This window comes from Bacillus cereus group sp. BfR-BA-01360 (assembly GCF_022663595.1).
In the GTDB taxonomy this organism is placed as follows: Bacteria; Bacillota; Bacilli; order Bacillales; family Bacillaceae_G; genus Bacillus_A; species Bacillus_A cytotoxicus.
Window position 1 is genome coordinate 63,568 of sequence record NZ_JAKUFV010000016.1, and the last position, 16,998, is coordinate 80,565.

Consider the following 16,998-nt stretch of genomic DNA (forward strand, 5'->3'; position numbering starts at 1 on the left):
AAGGCTCATAATCAGTAGGGGATGGAGAAAATCCTCATTCATGTAGGTTTCACTTTATAAAAAAGAGAAGGTGAAAACATGTGATGTATGTTTTTTAATCTAAAAGTGCTTGCAGTCAAGCTGGAATAAGAGGGGAGAGATTACATTGTTTTCAGTATTACAAAAGTTAAGATGGTTCTTTAAAGAACATTGGAAGAGGTACAGCATTGCAATTGGAGCACTTTTAATTGTTAATATCGTTGAGATTATTCCTCCGAAAGTGCTTGGTTTAACGATAGATCAAATAAAAACAGGATCTTTAACAAATGGAACGATTCTTGCGTATATTTGGGTTTTATTTGGAGTTACAATCGGTGGATATGTTCTGACCTTTATTTGGCAACATCAATTATTTGGTGGGGCATTTGTACTCGAGAAAACGATGCGTTCAAAATTTATGGGGCATTTGCTGAAAATGACGCCAACCTTTTATCAAAAAAATCGCACAGGTGATCTAATGGCGCGCGCGACGAATGATTTAAAAGCAATCTCCATCACAGCTGGATTCGGGATATTAACGCTCGTTGATTCAAGTTTATATATGCTCACTATTGTATTTATGATGGGGTTTTCCATTAGTTGGCAACTTACATTTGCGGCGCTTATCCCACTTCCGATTATGGCATATGCGATGAATGTATATGGGAAGAAACTGCATGAGAGATTTACAATTGCTCAAGATGCTTTCGGAGATATGAACGATAAAGTACTCGAATCGATTGCTGGTGTACGAGTGATTCGTGCGTATGTTCAAGAAAGGGCAGATCAAGAACGGTTTCAACATTTAGGAGATGATGTGTACGAAAAAAATATGAAAGTAGCTCGCATCGATGCGTTATTCCAGCCAACTGTGAAAATGCTTGTTGGTCTTAGTTACTTAATTGGTTTAGTGTACGGGGCATATCTTGTGTTTCAGACAACAATTACACTAGGTGAGCTCGTTTCGTTTAACGTCTATTTAGGAATGATGATTTGGCCGATGTTTGCAATCGGTGAATTAATTAATGTTATGCAGCGCGGGAATGCTTCATTAGATCGCGTGAATGAGACGTTAGCGTATGAGCCTGATGTGAAAAATCCACAGAACCCACAGATGATTCAGCAACCGAAGCAGATTCAGTTTGATCATGTTTCTTTTTCCTATCCTTCATCAGCAAAAGTAAATTTAAAGCAAGTATCGTTTTCGTTAAAACAAGGAGAGACACTTGGAATTGTTGGGAAAACAGGAAGCGGGAAAACGACGATTGTACGACAGCTTCTTCGTGAATACCCACTTGGAGAAGGAAACATTACCATTTCCAATGTGCCACTTAATCGAATTCCAATTGAAAAAGTACGAAGTTGGATTGGGTATGTCCCACAAGAGCATATTTTATTTTCAAAAACAGCAAGAGAAAATATTTTATTTGGAAATAGAGAAGCGAGCGAAGAGGATCTTTGGAAAGCGATTGAAATTGCTGCGTTTAAAAAGGATTTAGAATTTTTACCTGAAGGTTTAGAAACGCTCGTTGGAGAAAAGGGAGTTTCTTTATCTGGTGGACAAAAACAACGAATTTCGATTGCAAGAGCTGTTATTCAAAATCCGGAAATTTTAATTTTAGATGATTCGTTATCGGCTGTTGATGCGCGAACAGAAGCAGCGATTATTGAAAATATTCGAACGGAGAGAAGCGGAAAAACGACTATTATAACGACGCACCGTTTATCTGCTGTGCAACATGCGGATTGGATTCTTGTTATGGATAACGGTGAGGTCATTGAAGAAGGAACGCATGAACAACTTGTCCAAAATGGAGGATGGTATCGAAAGCAGTTTGAAAGACAGCAAGGTGAAATGATAGAAGGTGGGGTGAAAATATGAGTATTTCCAAGCGATTATTTCAATACGCAATGAAGGTAAAAGGTACGATTTTTGCAGCGCTAGCGATGTTATTTATTTTTGTTATCGCTGAGCTCGCCGGTCCTTTCGTTGCCAAGACGATGATTGATGATCATATTGTTGGAATAGAAAAGCCGTGGTATGAAACAGGAAAGGGCGATGATACCGTTTTCTATAACGGTGCTTACTATAAGCGGAGTGACCGCTTTCAACAAGGCGAGAAAAAGGGAAAAGAAGTTCACGTTATTCAAGTTGGGTTTCAGTACTATTTTGTACCGAGTAAAATGAATCTCGAAGGGTCACGCGTTGTAAAAAATAATATGGTTACCATTCAAAATGGGAAAGCGGTGCAAGTATATAAAGCGAAGCCATTAACAAAAGAGGAAATATACGCGTTTTATAAGCCAGAAATAAAAAGGCTCCTACTGCTTGGTGGTGGATATTTTGCTTTATTAGTTGTTGTATCCTTATTTTCATATGGAAAGCAGTTTTTCTTACAGAAAGCAGCGAATAAAATTATTCAAATGATGAGAGAAGATGTCTTTTCTCATATTCAAACATTGCCGATTCGCTATTTTGATCGTTTGCCAGCTGGGAAAATTGTCTCTCGCGTTACGAATGATACAGAGGCGATTCGTGATTTATATGTAACGGTGCTCGCAACATTTGCTTCCAGTATTATTTATATTATTGGGATTTTCGTGGCGTTATTTTTACTCGATATAAAATTAGCGCTGTTATGTTTACTCATTATCCCCATTTTAATCATTTGGGCGGTTCTTTATCGAAAGTATGCTTCTGTATACAATCATAAAATGCGCTCTCGTTTATCCGATATTAATGGAATGGTCAATGAATCGATTCAAGGGATGACGATGATTCAAGCGTGCCGCCAAGAGCGTGGAACACAACAAGAGTTTGAACAATTAAACAGAGATTATTTTAAATATCAAAATAAAATTTTAAACTTAAATGCAGCAACGTCACATAATTTAGTCGGTGTATTAAGAAATATTGCCTTTACAGGGGTGATTTGGTATTTTGGAGGTGCTTCTTTAAGCGCTGCCGGGATAATTTCTTTAGGAGTTTTATATGCATTTATTGACTACTTAACAAGGCTTTTTTCGCCAATTACGAATATGATGAACCAGCTTGCTAACTTAGAACAAGCGCGCGTTGCTTCAGAGCGAGTCTTTGAATTATTGGAGGAAAAAGGAGAAGTGCTCAAGGAAGAGCGTATTCCGCGCTTATGTGGACATGTGAAATTTGATAATGTGTCATTTTCTTATAATGGAAAAGACGACGTGCTACAAAACATTTCCTTTGAAGCAAGGCAAGGTGAGACGGTAGCGTTTGTCGGCCATACTGGATCCGGAAAGAGTTCGATTATGAACGTACTGTTTCAATTTTATGAGTTTCAAAAAGGGAAGCTTACGATTGATGGTCACGATGTGAAGCAGATGCCAAAACAGGCGCTTCGTGAACATATGGGTATTGTCTTGCAAGATCCGTTTTTATTTAGTGGAACCGTTGCTTCTAATGTAAGCTTGGAAAATCCAAACATTTCAAAGGAGCGGATTATAAAAGCATTGCGAGACGTTGGTGCTGAGCGATTTGCGAATCATATAGATGAAGAAATTACAGAAAAAGGGAGTACGCTTTCGGCTGGGGAACGTCAATTAATATCATTTGCGCGTGCATTAGCTTTTGATCCAGCTATTTTAATTTTAGATGAGGCAACTTCTAGTATTGATACGGAGACAGAAGCGATGATTCAAAGGGCATTAGAAGTAGTAAAACAAGGAAGAACGACTTTTATTATTGCCCACCGCCTGTCGACGATTAAAAGTGCAGACCAAATTATTGTGCTAGATCGCGGCCGAATTCTTGAAAAAGGTTCGCACGATGAACTCATGAAACAACGAGGGCGCTATTATGAAATGTACAAAACACAATTAGAAGGAAGTCAAAGTGCTTAAATTTCAAAGAGTATTTATCACGCTTTCTATTCCTTATGATATGTTGAAGGAGCTTGCTTCTGTAGTAAGCTCTTTTTTTAATAGAGAAAAAGGTGTGGATTTTGTCGACTGGTCGGTATGAGATGAAGAAATCTTATATCTTATTTGTATTGCTTTTTCTTTTTTAGATGAAAAAGAGAATTTTTTTGTATAGAGAGAAGAGGTATTGTTTTACCTTCGTTATAATTAATGCTATATTAAAAAATGTTACTTATTTTTTGTGTGTAATATGTGTTTTTTGTTTGATTATGAAGAAAAAGGATACACTAATGACGAACATTTTCATTGAAAAATTGTTCAAGATTGCATACAATCAATATAGTTTTTTAAAATTCCTATCAGAATACTTGGAGGATTAGATCATGAAGAAATTATTTTCAGTGCTTGCGGTAGCTACTTTAGCAGTTGGGATTGTGGCAGGCTGTGGCAAAGAAGAGAAAAAAGATACAGCTAGTCAAGATGCATTACAAAAAATTAAACAAAGCGGTGAACTTGTAATTGGTACAGAAGGTACATACCCACCATTTACATTCCATGATACGAGTAATAAATTAACTGGATTTGACGTTGAACTATCAGAAGAAGTTGCAAAGCGTTTAGGTGTAAAGCCTGTCTTTAAAGAAACGCAATGGGATAGCTTGCTTGCAGGTTTAGATGCAAAACGCTTTGATATGGTGGCGAATGAAGTAGGAATTCGCGAGGACCGCCAAAAGAAATATGATTTCTCTAACCCATATGTTTCTTCTTCAGCGGCGTTAGTTATTGCGAAAGATAAAGATAAGCCAGCTACATTCACCGATGTGAAAGGGCTAAAAGCGGCGCAATCTTTAACAAGTAACTACGCGGACATCGCTAAGAAAAATGGCGCAGAAATCGTCGGTGTAGAAGGATTTAGCCAAGCTGCTGAATTATTAAATTCTGGACGCGTTGATTTCACAATTAATGATAAGTTATCCGTACTGAACTATTTAGAAACGAAAAAAGATGCGAACATTAAAATTGTAGATACAGAAAAAGAAGCATCACAAAGTGGATTTTTATTCCGCAAAGGCAGCGGTAAATTAGTACAAGAAGTAAATAAAGCGTTAGAAGATATGAAAAAAGATGGTACGTATGACAAAATAGCGAAAAAATGGTTCGGTGAAAATGTATCTAAGTAATGTATTCACCCTAGATCGTTTCTCTACGTGGATGGATATTATGCAAGCTTCCTTCATGCCTATGCTGAAGGAAGCCATTTTTACGACAATTCCATTGACAATTATAACATTTATCATCGGTCTCATTTTGGCGACTTTGACGGCACTTGCACGCATTTCAAATAGTCGTATATTACAATGGATTGCTCGTATCTATGTATCTATTATTCGCGGAACACCACTTCTTGTACAATTGTTTCTTATTTTCTATGGTCTTCCAACTTTACAAATCGAAATTGATCCATATACAGCAGCAGTAATTGGATTTTCATTAAACGTTGGTGCATATGCATCTGAAATTATTCGCGCTTCTATTTTGTCCATTCCGAAAGGACAATGGGAAGCAGCTTACACAATGGGTATGACGTACACGCAAGCGTTAAAACGTATTATTTTACCGCAAGCGACGCGCGTATCCATTCCGCCGCTTTCAAACACCTTTATTAGTTTAGTGAAGGATACATCACTTGCTTCCTTAATCTTAGTTACAGAGATGTTTCGAAAAGCGCAGGAAATTGCAGCGATGAACTATGAGTTTTTAATTGTATATTTCGAAGCTGCACTTATGTATTGGGTGATTTGTTTCTTATTATCCATTGTGCAACAAATATTAGAAAAACGTACGGAACGCTATATACTAAAATAATCCTTTCATAAAAGGAGTTTTTATTTTTATGATTTCAATTCAACATTTACAAAAAAGATTCGGTGAAAATACCGTACTAAAGCATATAGATTTATCCGTTGAAAAAGGTGAAGTTGTTGTCATTATTGGGCCATCTGGTTCTGGTAAAACAACATTTTTACGTTGTTTGAACGTGCTAGAAACACCGAGTGCAGGCATGATTCGCATCGGTAAAAAAGAGTTAGATTTCTCAAAAAAGGTTACAAAGACGGATATTGTTAATCTTCGTATACAAACTGGTATGGTGTTTCAACATCATAACTTATTTCCTCATTTCACAGCGCTTCAAAATGTAATGGAAGGGCTTGTCACAGTGAAAAAGATGGGGAAAGAAGAAGCGAAGAAAAAAGCAGCGTATTTTCTTGAAAAAGTTGGTCTTGGTGGCAAGATGGATTTATATCCATTCCAGCTTTCAGGTGGTCAGCAGCAACGTGTCGGAATTGCACGTGCACTTGCGATGGAGCCGGAGGTGTTACTATTTGATGAACCAACATCAGCGCTAGATCCTGAACTTGTACAAGAGGTCTTAAAAGTAATGAAAGAACTGGCAAAAGAAGGAATGACAATGGTGATTGTCACGCATGAAATGCGCTTTGCTCATCAAATTGCGAAACGGGTGATTTTTATGGACGGCGGTGTGATCGTCGAACAAGGAGATCCAGAAGAAGTATTTACAAATCCGAAAGAAGAACGTACAAAGAAATTTTTACAAATGCTACAGTAGTAAGAAAGGTCTCAAGGCGAATGCCTTGAGACCTTTTTTGCCATATATATTTATTTTTGGAATCCGCCAAGGCTTTGCTCAGCCATTGCAACTAAACGTTTTGTGATTTCGCCACCAACAGAACCGTTTGCACGAGCTGTAGTATCTGCTCCTAATTGTACACCAAATTCTTGAGCGATTTCATATTTCATTTGATCAATTGCAGCTGTTGCTCCTGGTACTACTAGTTGATTTGAAGAATTTTGGTTTGCCATAGGAATATATCCTCCTTAGAGTATAGAAAATTTTGGTTGGATTAGCTGGGATTGAACCAGAGAATCGCCCCGTTCGGCGCTAATCCATTGTTTGAGGTGAATGTATTCATAGTATGGATGTTACCTAGAAAGATATGCGAAATAATAATTTGTAAATTTTGTAAAAAAGAAGTGGGCTGAAAAAAACAGCAAACGTTGTATTTTTAGAAAAGAAGGTCACACTAATGATAAAGATGCCTTAATTGGCGAATGACACGGAGGAATGATGATGATATGTCCACTTTGTAATGCATTAGATGCTCAAACATATTCTTGTCCAACTTGTCAAAATGTACTCCAAGATTATGGAAAAGTTGTGGATTATATAGATGATTACAGCCCCTATATGGATCAAGAGCTATTAACTGCTGTAGATGGTTTAACAGCACAGAATTCTGAGCGCTATTGCACGCATCTGTTTTACTGTGCAACATGTAATATAGATACTGAAATGGTGATCGAACTTCGCGGGGCATACTAACTAAGAGGATACAAATAGGAAATAACATAATAAAAACAGGAGCCATCATAAAGCTCCTGTTTCTTACCGTTCTCGTTTTAAAATGAGCGGAGTGGACGGTAAGTCCGTTTTAGGTAACTCCGTTTCATTTTTTTGCGTCTTTATTTTTGGGAATGCAAAAGCATGTTCAGTCAAATATAAGGCGTATTCATAAAATAATTGTCTCGTTTGCTCGCTTTGTTCTTTTAATTTCTCCTCTTGAAATATACTTCGGCCTGGTTTTGAGTTTGCTTCAAATAACCACGGGTTTTCGTCTTTATCTAAACCAATATCAAAGCCAATCTCGCCAATATTTCCTAAAATATGTTGATCTAAAACAGAGCTGAGCGTTAAGGCAGCATGAGACAATATATTCGTTATTCGAACTTGTTCTGTTGGATCTGCGAAAATTTCGTGTAAAAGTTTCACGTTTCCACCGCTATTCATATGGGTTGTCATGCTACCTCTGCCGGCCACTTTGGCAACAATTGTACTAACTTGCCAATTTCCAAAATGATTTTTATTTGTATGAATGCGAAAATCCATCGGTTGGCCATCAAAACGCAATAAAGGGATGCCTTGCTGCACAATAAATTGCTTTAAGTCATGTCCGCTTAAAATATGGTTCATAAGTGTTTCTAAAGAATTGTACTTTCGAAATTTATTTTGTTCGTTTTGACGATAACGACAATAATATTTGTTTTCTGTTTGCGAATAAAAAATTTGATAAATATTTCGCCCAAAGCTACCATGCATCGGTTTTAAATAGACATACTTATAGGTGGATAAAAATCTTTCTACTTGTTCGAAGTGTTGAAATGATTCTGTTCTAGGTAAGAAAGAAGCAATGTTTTCTTCTTTCATCAGTAGTTTATGAATATCCCATTTGTCAAAAAAACCAGGATTAAACCACGGAATCGTATATTTGGTTTGCAATCGTTTTTTTGCTCGAGCGATAGGTTTATAAGATTCTGCCTTCCTATTTGGTAAGCGATCATAAATGACATTTGGGAATGGAATTGTATGTTGCTCCCATTTTCCTTCCAAAAAGAATAATCCATCAATTGTTTCTTCATCCCAGTCGATATGCTGCGGACCAAATAAAAAAGCGAACGGCTGTAATGTGAAGGATGGCATAAGTAAATCAGTAAAAATAGTGGAACGGCTTCCTAAAGGTGCCATCTTTGATTCAGTGAACCCAGTCGTGAAAATGCCAAGTAACGGACCAAGGATAATCGTTTCCTCTTGCATAAAGGCGTGAATCGTTGGCACTGGGGGAAGCAGAAGATTTTGTGAAAGTTGCTCTCCAATTGTAATTTCATTTGCAAGCGTATAGTGCGTCTCAATATTTGTAAATGAAACGCTGCGAATGCCAAAAGATAGAGATGAAAGGGAACGATTGTTAGAGAATATGTAAGGCAATGTTATCGAATTTGGGTGTTTTTCTGAAATGTGTAGTGTATAGGTTTGTTCTTTCAATGAAATAACCTCCTTTCTTCATTATGGAGTAAAGCGACTAACCCGAAGCGGATTATGAAAGATGTCTTCGGTTAAAGCTTGTTTATAAGGGATAAAGGGAACTTGAATCAGTGGGAGTTTTTTTATCCCCACTGATTATGAACTCTCATCAATCGGGTTGTTACTGTCCTAAAGTTCATAAGCTGGTCTTAGATTCACATGTATAAACCAAATCGCTCCATTTCTGTCCATTATAATAGAAAGTTCCAATTTCCTGCATCTGTGTCATACATAAGACCTGTAATCAATTCAGTGTTTAAATTGATATCAAATAGAGTAAACTGAGCAACAACATTGTAAGAAAGGTATGCTTTTTTAGCGATTTCGGTGTAGTACGTTCATTCATGATAAAGCTTTGACGGGAAAAGTCCGAAAACCAACGAAATCACTCCTTTGCCTATGATGCTAGCAATGAGAAAAGATGTACATAATCAGTAAGTTTTTATATTATTATACTGTTGTCCATATAACGATATGCTATTTTTTCTTAGCTATATACTTGGAGAAACGAAAGGGAGATTATAATGAATGTTTGGCTAAATATGTTAACTACAACAGGATTAGGGGCGATAATTGGCGGATATACGAACCATCTCGCTATTAAAATGTTATTTCGTCCTCATCGTCCGATCTATATTGGAAAATTTCGCGTGCCATTTACACCAGGCTTAATACCGAAGCGTCGCGACGAACTAGCGGTGCAATTAGGAAAAATGGTTGTCGATCATTTATTAACCGCTGAAGGAATTGGAAAGAAATTAACAGATGAAAACTTTCAAAGAGAAATGATACAGTGGGCACAAATCGAGGTTGATAAACTGCTTATGAATGAGCGGTCGTTACGAGATGTGTTAGAAAAATGGGAACTGGCACATGTCGAAGAGAAGGCTGTTCAAGAAATAGAAGAGATGCTTATGAAAAAAGTAGATACATTTGTATCAAAGTATTATACATATACGTGGGAACAAGCTTTACCTCAATTCGTTCATGAGAAAGTGGAAGAAATGATTCCAAAAGCGGCAACGTTTATTTTAACAAGAGGTACTCAATTTTTTGAAAGTGATGAGGGAAAAGCAAGACTGCAAAAAATGATTGATGATTTCTTTGCTTCCCGAGGTACATTATTAAATATAGTCGGGATGTTTTTAGGAAACGTAAGTGTAGTGGATCGTGTGCAGCCGGAAGTGATTAAGTTTTTACAGCAGGAAGGAACGAAGCAACTGTTACGTGATGTTTTACAAAAAGAATGGCAGAAATTTAAAGGAAGAGAAGTGAAAGAATTAGCGTCTTTTATTGAAAAAGAAATGATTGTGAAATACATTGTATCAACAACGAAAACGCGAGATATCGTAAGCGGATTTCTTAATCAATCTGTTCAAAAGATATGTGAACCTGTGCGAACGAACATTGTCGAAACACTGGTACCGAATATAGTGCAAAAAGGATTAACTTGGGGAGTAAATAATACAGCACATATATTGAAAAGATTCCGTCTTGCGGAGGTTGTTCAACAAGAAGTATCTACATTTTCTACAGAAAGATTAGAGGAGCTCGTTTTATCCATTACGAAGAATGAGTTAAAAATGATTACATATTTAGGCGCTTTACTTGGAGGAACAATTGGACTCATGCAAGGTATATTATTGCTTTTCCTTATGTAAGGATTGTAAATAAAGTGAAATTTCTTCACATCTCTTGCATAGTTTGATATTGTAAGAAGGTGCGTATGGAAAAGGGATAGAGCTGAAATAAAGCGCTAACCTGCTAAAGGAGGAAAATAATAATGTCAAAAAATATTCATGATGTAGCATATGGTCTACAAAAAGCAATCGCAGATCATACAGATTTCAAAACGCTAAAAGAAAGCTATGCAAAAGTGCAAGGAGACGCAGATTCAAAGCAATTATTTGATACATTCCGTAACATGCAATTAGAAATTCAACAAAAAATGATGCAAGGTCAAGAAATTACAGAAGAAGATAACAAAAAAGCACAAGAAGTAATCGACTTAATACAGCAAAATGAACACATAAAAAAATTAATGGAAGCAGAACAACGCTTAAATGTTGTAATTGGCGACATTAACAAAATCATCATGAAGCCACTTGAAGAGTTATATAGTGCATATCAAGCATAATAACAGAGACGTCTCCTAAATAAAGGAGGCGTCTTTTTATATAAATAACCATTTGTATATGTTGTAAAATGAATGTTTTCGCTACATCTTATCTTGAAGTAGAATGAAAAAATTAGGAGGGAATCAAAAATAATCAACGGAATTTTTGGTTAATTTCAAAATATTATTATGAATTTTGGGAAAATATCCTCTTATTTACAAATTATATGTATAGTGGAAAAAATTGAATTTGTATCCTATACAGAAAAGGAGATATAATAGTTAAAAATATTTCAAAGTACAAATAAACGGTTTTAAATGAAAAATCTGATAAAAAAGGATTCAAAATGATTTTTTGTCAGCTACAATATGCAATGTCTCCGAATCGATAATGGAAAAAATCCACGATTCGGTTTTTTTATTCGTTTTAATCTTCCCCAGGCTGTTTTGCTATTCGTATGTAGTAGGAAGAGTAGAACAGCTTTGCATTTGTTTAACACTTATGCCTTTTCATATACCGTATAAAGATTTTCCCCTTAATCCTCATTATAAACGTAATTAAATGATATTCATTTAGAAAAAGCAGGCATGTATATAAACAGAAAAGCGATTATTCTTTCTTTTTTTAGAGAGCTTAATTGATACTATGCCGCATGAAATGAAAAAAGATAATGAGGAGAAGTGGAGGAACAAACAATTATATTCAAAAATTAATAAGAAAGAACGTGATGAAATGATAAGAAAAATAAGTAAGAAAAAATTTCAATATTTCATAGTAGTATTTTCTCTCCTTATTAGTGGGTATCTTATACATTTAATTCTCACATATCCTGAGGTTGGTATAAAGCTAAATTCAAACTATATTGTAAGCGAAGTGCATAGATTTACTTGGGCCCATAAGCATGGGATACAAGTAGGAGATAAAATAGAAAAGATAGATGATAAATTGCCGAGTCAGCACTTTACAGTTTCATCCTATCATGCCATTGAACAGGCGAAAAAAATATCTATACAAAAAGATGGGCAGGTAAAAGAATATAACATTCAATATGTTCCTTACAGTAGGCAACTTTTTTACCAGCTATTAATACCAGTTGGATTTTATATTACATGTATTTTTATGGCTCTTTATCTTTTAATATTTGTTCCTAAAACGAATAATAGTATACAAGATTTACTATACTTTTTGATTGCGATGGGAATGAGTTTCATTAGTATTATAGCCGCGCAACGAAAAGATGGAATTGCCTTTATTATCGCTTCTATCTCATTAGTTTCTTCCTTTACCTTCTTTATTAGATTTATGAAATTGTATTTTAAACATAATCAAATTAAATTTTTAACAAGAGAACAATTGAGAATTTTGGATATAATAATGATTGTATTAATTGCAGTAAACATCGTTGTTTATATGAAGTATAATGAAATTTCCGTCATGTTTACAATCGCTTTAAGCATTGCTTTATTTTTATTAACAGGCTACCTTTTAGTAAGGTTTTATTTTAGAAGCAAACATAGTCATCATTTTAAATTTATGAAGGTTATCGTGATGAGCTTTTTTGCATCTGTTATTCCGTTTATTTGTTTATTCTTAATTCCTGATATGATATATGGAAAAGAAATAATCAGTGTTGAAACAATTGGGATTTTCTTTTTGTTTATTCCAATATATATGTTTTATTGGGTGATTTCAGGAGATTTATTTGATGCTAAATTTATGATTCAACGAATTCCATATTATATTATGTTGTCGATTAGTTTTACAGGATTTGTAACTATATTGGGTATTTTTATTTTTAATGATAATGCAGATCATATATTAGATACCATTCGCTTTAGTTGTATTACTTTTATTGCAACAATTTTCTTTTTATTTATAAAAGATTACTTGGATTTTAAATTAAGAAAAAGTTTATATCATCATCAAAAAAATTATCAGTTTAGTTTGTATCGATTTTTATATCAAGCAAAACATGAATATAAATTGTCAAATTTGACTTATAGCATACAAAGAGAATTTTCTGATGTCTTGAAAATGGAAGAGGTATGCTATGTAGAAATGAATAAGGAGAATAAATCTATTCATGTTTTTGAGAGTAAATATGTTCCTCCTCAATCCATATTGGACAGTTTGTTCGATTTCCAATTGGAAACATACAAAGTTGGTTCTATGATGAAGTTGGAAGAACATTTTGGATTTGTTCTTTCTACAACGACAGAAAAAGTGATTATCTTATTGTGCAAAAATAATAAAAAAGAAACGTTAAACTTTGATGAGATTGTTTGGGTTGAGACATTATGTAATTATACAGATTTGCTATTAGAATGTTTGAATCAAATTGAAGACTTATTAAAACAATTACAAGATTTACAAAATATAGAACACCCTCCGATGTGGTTATCCCGACTTCTGTTCAAGTTATCGGAAAAAGAAAGAGCAAATCTTGCAAGCGATATACATGATGGGGTCTTACAAGATCAAATTCGTTTAGTAAGAAAGTTTGAATCTTACAATAAGCATATTCAAGATGAAGAAATGAAACATATACTTCATGAAATAAAAGAACAATTACTCGATCATATTTACATGACTCGAGAAACATGTAATCACTTAAGGCCACCATTTTTATATGAATTAGGAATAAAACAAGCGTTATTAAACTTATTCAAACAAATTAACTTAAAGGCTACTTTCTTTTTTTATTATGATATTCCTGAACATATAGTTGTACCTAGTGCAGAGCATGAACAAGCAATTTACCGGATTATACAGGAACTTCTAAATAATGCTTTGAAACATTCGAAAGCATCGAATGTAAGTATAAAATTATTTCAAAAAGATCAGCAGTTATTTTTAACCTATACAGATAATGGAATAGGGATAGATTTAAAGCATTTTAATTACTCGTATAATACTTTGGGATTGTCAGGAATTATAACGAGAATTCAAAGTATTGATGGGGAAATAACAATAGATTCAAAACCTAACGATGGTTTACAGGTATTTGTGAAATTTTAGGATATGTGATAATGCTAAAGGATAGAGAAAGGATGAAAGTGATGATTTCTGTACTAATAGTAGACGATCATGTAGCTGTAGGTTTGGGAACAAAAGCATTAATTGAGCAATATAATGATATAACAGTTGATGTATTACACGAAAGTGATAAAGTGATAGAAAGACTTCAAAGTAAAACGTATGATGTGTATTTAATTGATTTACAAATGCCGAATATAAATGGTTTGGAGCTTTCTAAGAAAATATTAACAATCCATCCAGAAGCATCTATTTTGATTTTCACTGGATATGATGTGTTATCACATTATAATTTATTAATTGACAATGGAGTTCTTGGTGTATTAAGTAAGACATATTTCGAAGAACAAATTATAGATGCGATTCGGCATGCCGTAAAAAAAGAAGTTGTTTTACCACATCAGCTTATTCAGCAGTTGAGAATTAAAGAGAGTGTATCGAATATAAATGAACAAGAGCAAGTAGAAAATGTAGTTTCCTTAACTGAAGAAGAAAAGAAAATTTTAATTGAAGTAAGTAAAGGAAAAACGAATAGAGAACTGGCTGAAATTTTACATTTAAGTCAAAGAGCTGTAGAGTACAAATTAACTGATATATTTCATAAATTAAAAGTAACTTCTCGAATGACAGCTGTTCAGAGGGCAAAAGAGTTGAAGATAATTGCTTTTCTTGATTTGTAAGAACAGTTTCATAATATTGAGTCGTAAATAGAAAGAAAAAAAGAGATCCTGTTCCAATTTATATGGGGCAAGATCTCTTTTTTATATTTTGCGTGAAGACGCTTTGTTCTCTATCGCAATAAATAGTTCCTATCTGCATAGTTGATATAAAAATGATGAAAAAATCAGAAGTTTCGTATTTTGCGTGGTAACACATAACTTTTTCGGATATGTAATCTCATTTTTCGTTTTATAATTTTCGGATAATTTATATAATAAAATCAAATAAATGGAAAGGGGGGATAGATTGAAAAAAGGAATAAGGCAGCTTAGTAAGATATGTTTAGCCAGTGGGATTATATTGACTCAAGTTAGTACACTCGGTTCTTTTTCAACAATTGCTTATGCGATGACAGAAAATCAAGTATCAGATTTTATAATAAAAGCTGATAAAGATCAGGTAAAGATAAATGAGAACATTGTGCTTACACTAGAAGGCATACATACGCAAGACCAAAAGATCGAAGTAGTATTACCTGATGGCATGAAGTTGAATGAAAAAGAGACAGCGAAGTTAAATGAAAAAAATCCGGCAATTGGAACCATTCAGATGACAGATGAATCGGTTATAAAAATTGAAAGAACATCTGAAGGTGTTGAAGTAGGAAAAGTATTTCTCGTCATTACAGGAAAAGTAGCTGGAGAACATACGATTACAGCAAAAGTACAACGAGAAAACAATGAGATAGAGACAAAGGTTAAAGTGAATGTTTCTGAAAATGCAAAAACAAATCCAAAGAAAATCGTTGAGAAACCTGAAGGGAACGATTTGGGAAAAGTGGAAGAAAGTCAACAAGTAGAATTGAAAGAAAATCTCCAAAAATCTACTGTGCAATCTCAAAATATTCCGGTTCAACAATCAAGTTATTTTAAGGATGCTAAAACAGATGTAATACCTGGCGATAATGCCTTTGTTGCAAGGTTTACTTCAAAAACAAAAGTTATTGTATCAGATGGTATACGGAGTAAGTGGGAAAATCTAATTGTTGATAATTCACATAAAACGGCAGTAGTAACTTTTACAAATGTAGGATACTACAAAGGAAAACCGGTAACATTAAAAGTAACTTTGCGAAATCACAGTTCAGCTGAATCGTGGACTAGTACTGAAGCTTACTTGTTTTTGTATTTGAAATTGGGGAAAGAAGTCGACGGTTCTAAATCTTCAGTAGATATGGAGTATGAATTTTTGGATGAAGAAGGTAATCCATTTCCAATAAAAACATCTTTAAATTATCAAGGTGTAAACCGCGCAAAATATATTACTATTCGTAATTTTAACGAAACAATTAGCAATATGTACGCTTCACAAGATTCACCTATTCAGTATGACATGCTAGATGGTGGAGCATATCGATTTCATTCTGATGTAAAAGAATGGTATGGTGATCCACAGAAACTGACTTTAACTACAAAGGAAGTTACTCATTTAAAAATGCATATAGAGAATCGAGAGTCTACCGAATCTGAAGTAAGATACTTGACAGATTTTTTTCCAAAAGTTGAAACTCCAAAAGTGGATGCACATAATCAATCGTTTCAAGTTGCAAATGACCCCAATATAAGTGCTGAATTTATTCAAACGGTTCCATACTTAAATCAACAAAGGTACATTAAACAATTATCATATCTCTTCACTTCCAATGAAGGAAATCAATATGCAAAGTCAAAATGGATTGTGGAAAATATTCATGGTAAAGATTGCTCAAATTGGTTTACCTTTGAAGAGAATTCAGACGGTACGACGAAAATTGCAGCGAAACCAGAAACATTAAACAATCCAAACTTTTATGATAATGTGTATTTTTTTAAAAAAATATATAACTTTGTAGGAAGTGAAACAAATCCAGTTGATAAGTCAAGGTTAAAGCAAAATAGCATGTATCCGATTGACTTTACTGTGTCCCAAAGTGTTGATGGAAATGTAAATCATGCCAAAGCAAGTGGGACAACTCTTGTTAACTATTTGAGTCAAGTCCAGGTGCAACATATTGACAAAGAAACGAATCAGCCTATTCCAAATGTACAAGATACGGTCGTAGAGGGTATTATCACCGATCCATTCCGTGTGGAGCCGATTGAGATTCCGGGATATCAAGTTGTAAAGAATACCCCGATTACAGGCATATTTTTACCTGAAAATCAAGTATTTACACATATATATGCTCTAGTTAAAGCAACTTTAGAAGCGAATGACTTTTCAACGGTGATAGGAAGTATCCCAACAAATCCAGAAGAATTGAAAACTTTCATCTTAAAAGAAGCAAAAGCC

The 16,998-nt window shown here is 34.5% G+C and carries 13 protein-coding genes and 1 pseudogene; 11 read left to right on the forward strand and 3 right to left on the reverse strand.

Features of this window, described 5'->3' with window-relative positions; translation table 11 throughout:
- Positions 1-145 precede the first annotated feature (145 nt).
- The 5 genes from MR056_RS15030 (at position 146) to MR056_RS15050 (ending at position 6,544) form a co-directional block, all read left to right on the forward strand.
- Positions 146-1,900, forward strand: a complete 1,755-nt coding sequence (locus MR056_RS15030; protein ID WP_011983787.1) for an ABC transporter ATP-binding protein — start codon at positions 146-148, stop codon at positions 1,898-1,900.
- Complete coding sequence (locus tag MR056_RS15035; protein ID WP_011983788.1) at positions 1,897-3,897, forward strand: ABC transporter ATP-binding protein; 2,001 nt, start codon at positions 1,897-1,899, stop codon at positions 3,895-3,897. The genes MR056_RS15030 and MR056_RS15035 overlap by 4 nt, the downstream gene beginning before the upstream one ends.
- A 401-nt stretch (positions 3,898-4,298) precedes the next feature.
- Positions 4,299-5,096 (forward strand): amino acid ABC transporter substrate-binding protein, encoded by a 798-nt coding sequence (locus MR056_RS15040; protein WP_011983789.1) that lies wholly within the window; start codon positions 4,299-4,301, stop codon positions 5,094-5,096.
- A 40-nt stretch (positions 5,097-5,136) separates the two neighbouring features.
- Complete coding sequence (locus MR056_RS15045; protein ID WP_370684819.1) at positions 5,137-5,781, forward strand: amino acid ABC transporter permease; 645 nt, start codon at positions 5,137-5,139, stop codon at positions 5,779-5,781.
- A 28-nt stretch (positions 5,782-5,809) separates the two neighbouring features.
- Positions 5,810-6,544 (forward strand): amino acid ABC transporter ATP-binding protein, encoded by a 735-nt coding sequence (locus tag MR056_RS15050; protein WP_210370672.1) that lies wholly within the window; start codon positions 5,810-5,812, stop codon positions 6,542-6,544.
- Positions 6,545-6,594: 50 nt separating this feature from the next.
- Here the strand turns inward: MR056_RS15050 and sasP are convergent, their stop codons facing one another.
- Entirely contained in the window at positions 6,595-6,798 is a 204-nt protein-coding gene (gene sasP, locus MR056_RS15055; RefSeq protein WP_011983792.1) for a small acid-soluble spore protein, SasP family, read from the reverse strand.
- A 265-nt stretch (positions 6,799-7,063) separates the two neighbouring features.
- On the opposite strand from sasP, the gene MR056_RS15060 reads away from it, so the two are divergent.
- Positions 7,064-7,318, forward strand: a complete 255-nt coding sequence (locus tag MR056_RS15060) for a hypothetical protein (RefSeq protein WP_011983793.1) — start codon at positions 7,064-7,066, stop codon at positions 7,316-7,318.
- 63 nt (positions 7,319-7,381) lie between these two features.
- Here the strand turns inward: MR056_RS15060 and MR056_RS15065 are convergent, their stop codons facing one another.
- Both MR056_RS15065 and MR056_RS15070 read right to left on the reverse strand, forming a co-directional pair.
- The gene (locus MR056_RS15065) at positions 7,382-8,815 is read right to left on the reverse strand and encodes a YheC/YheD family endospore coat-associated protein (protein ID WP_011983794.1); all 1,434 of its coding nucleotides are present in this window, start codon (positions 8,813-8,815) and stop codon (positions 7,382-7,384) included.
- A 245-nt stretch (positions 8,816-9,060) separates the two neighbouring features.
- Positions 9,061-9,234 (reverse strand): annotated as a pseudogene (locus MR056_RS15070) (YheC/YheD family protein); the annotation flags it as partial.
- Positions 9,235-9,378: 144 nt separating this feature from the next.
- Between MR056_RS15070 and MR056_RS15075 the strand changes: the two are divergent.
- From MR056_RS15075 to MR056_RS15095, 5 genes are all read left to right on the forward strand, one after another.
- Entirely contained in the window at positions 9,379-10,515 is a 1,137-nt protein-coding gene (locus MR056_RS15075) for a DUF445 domain-containing protein (protein ID WP_011983795.1), read from the forward strand.
- 122 nt (positions 10,516-10,637) lie between these two features.
- Positions 10,638-10,991, forward strand: coding sequence for a YlbF/YmcA family competence regulator (locus tag MR056_RS15080; RefSeq protein ID WP_011983796.1), 354 nt, complete (start codon positions 10,638-10,640; stop codon positions 10,989-10,991).
- 712 nt (positions 10,992-11,703) lie between these two features.
- Entirely contained in the window at positions 11,704-13,989 is a 2,286-nt protein-coding gene (locus tag MR056_RS15085) for a sensor histidine kinase (RefSeq protein ID WP_041810227.1), read from the forward strand.
- Positions 13,990-14,030: 41 nt separating this feature from the next.
- On the forward strand, positions 14,031-14,687 hold the full coding sequence (locus MR056_RS15090) for a response regulator transcription factor (protein ID WP_041810229.1): 657 nt from the start codon (positions 14,031-14,033) through the stop codon (positions 14,685-14,687).
- Positions 14,688-14,973: 286 nt separating this feature from the next.
- Positions 14,974-16,998: MucBP domain-containing protein (locus MR056_RS15095; RefSeq protein ID WP_242136579.1), on the forward strand; the 2,025-nt coding region annotated here is incomplete at its 3' end.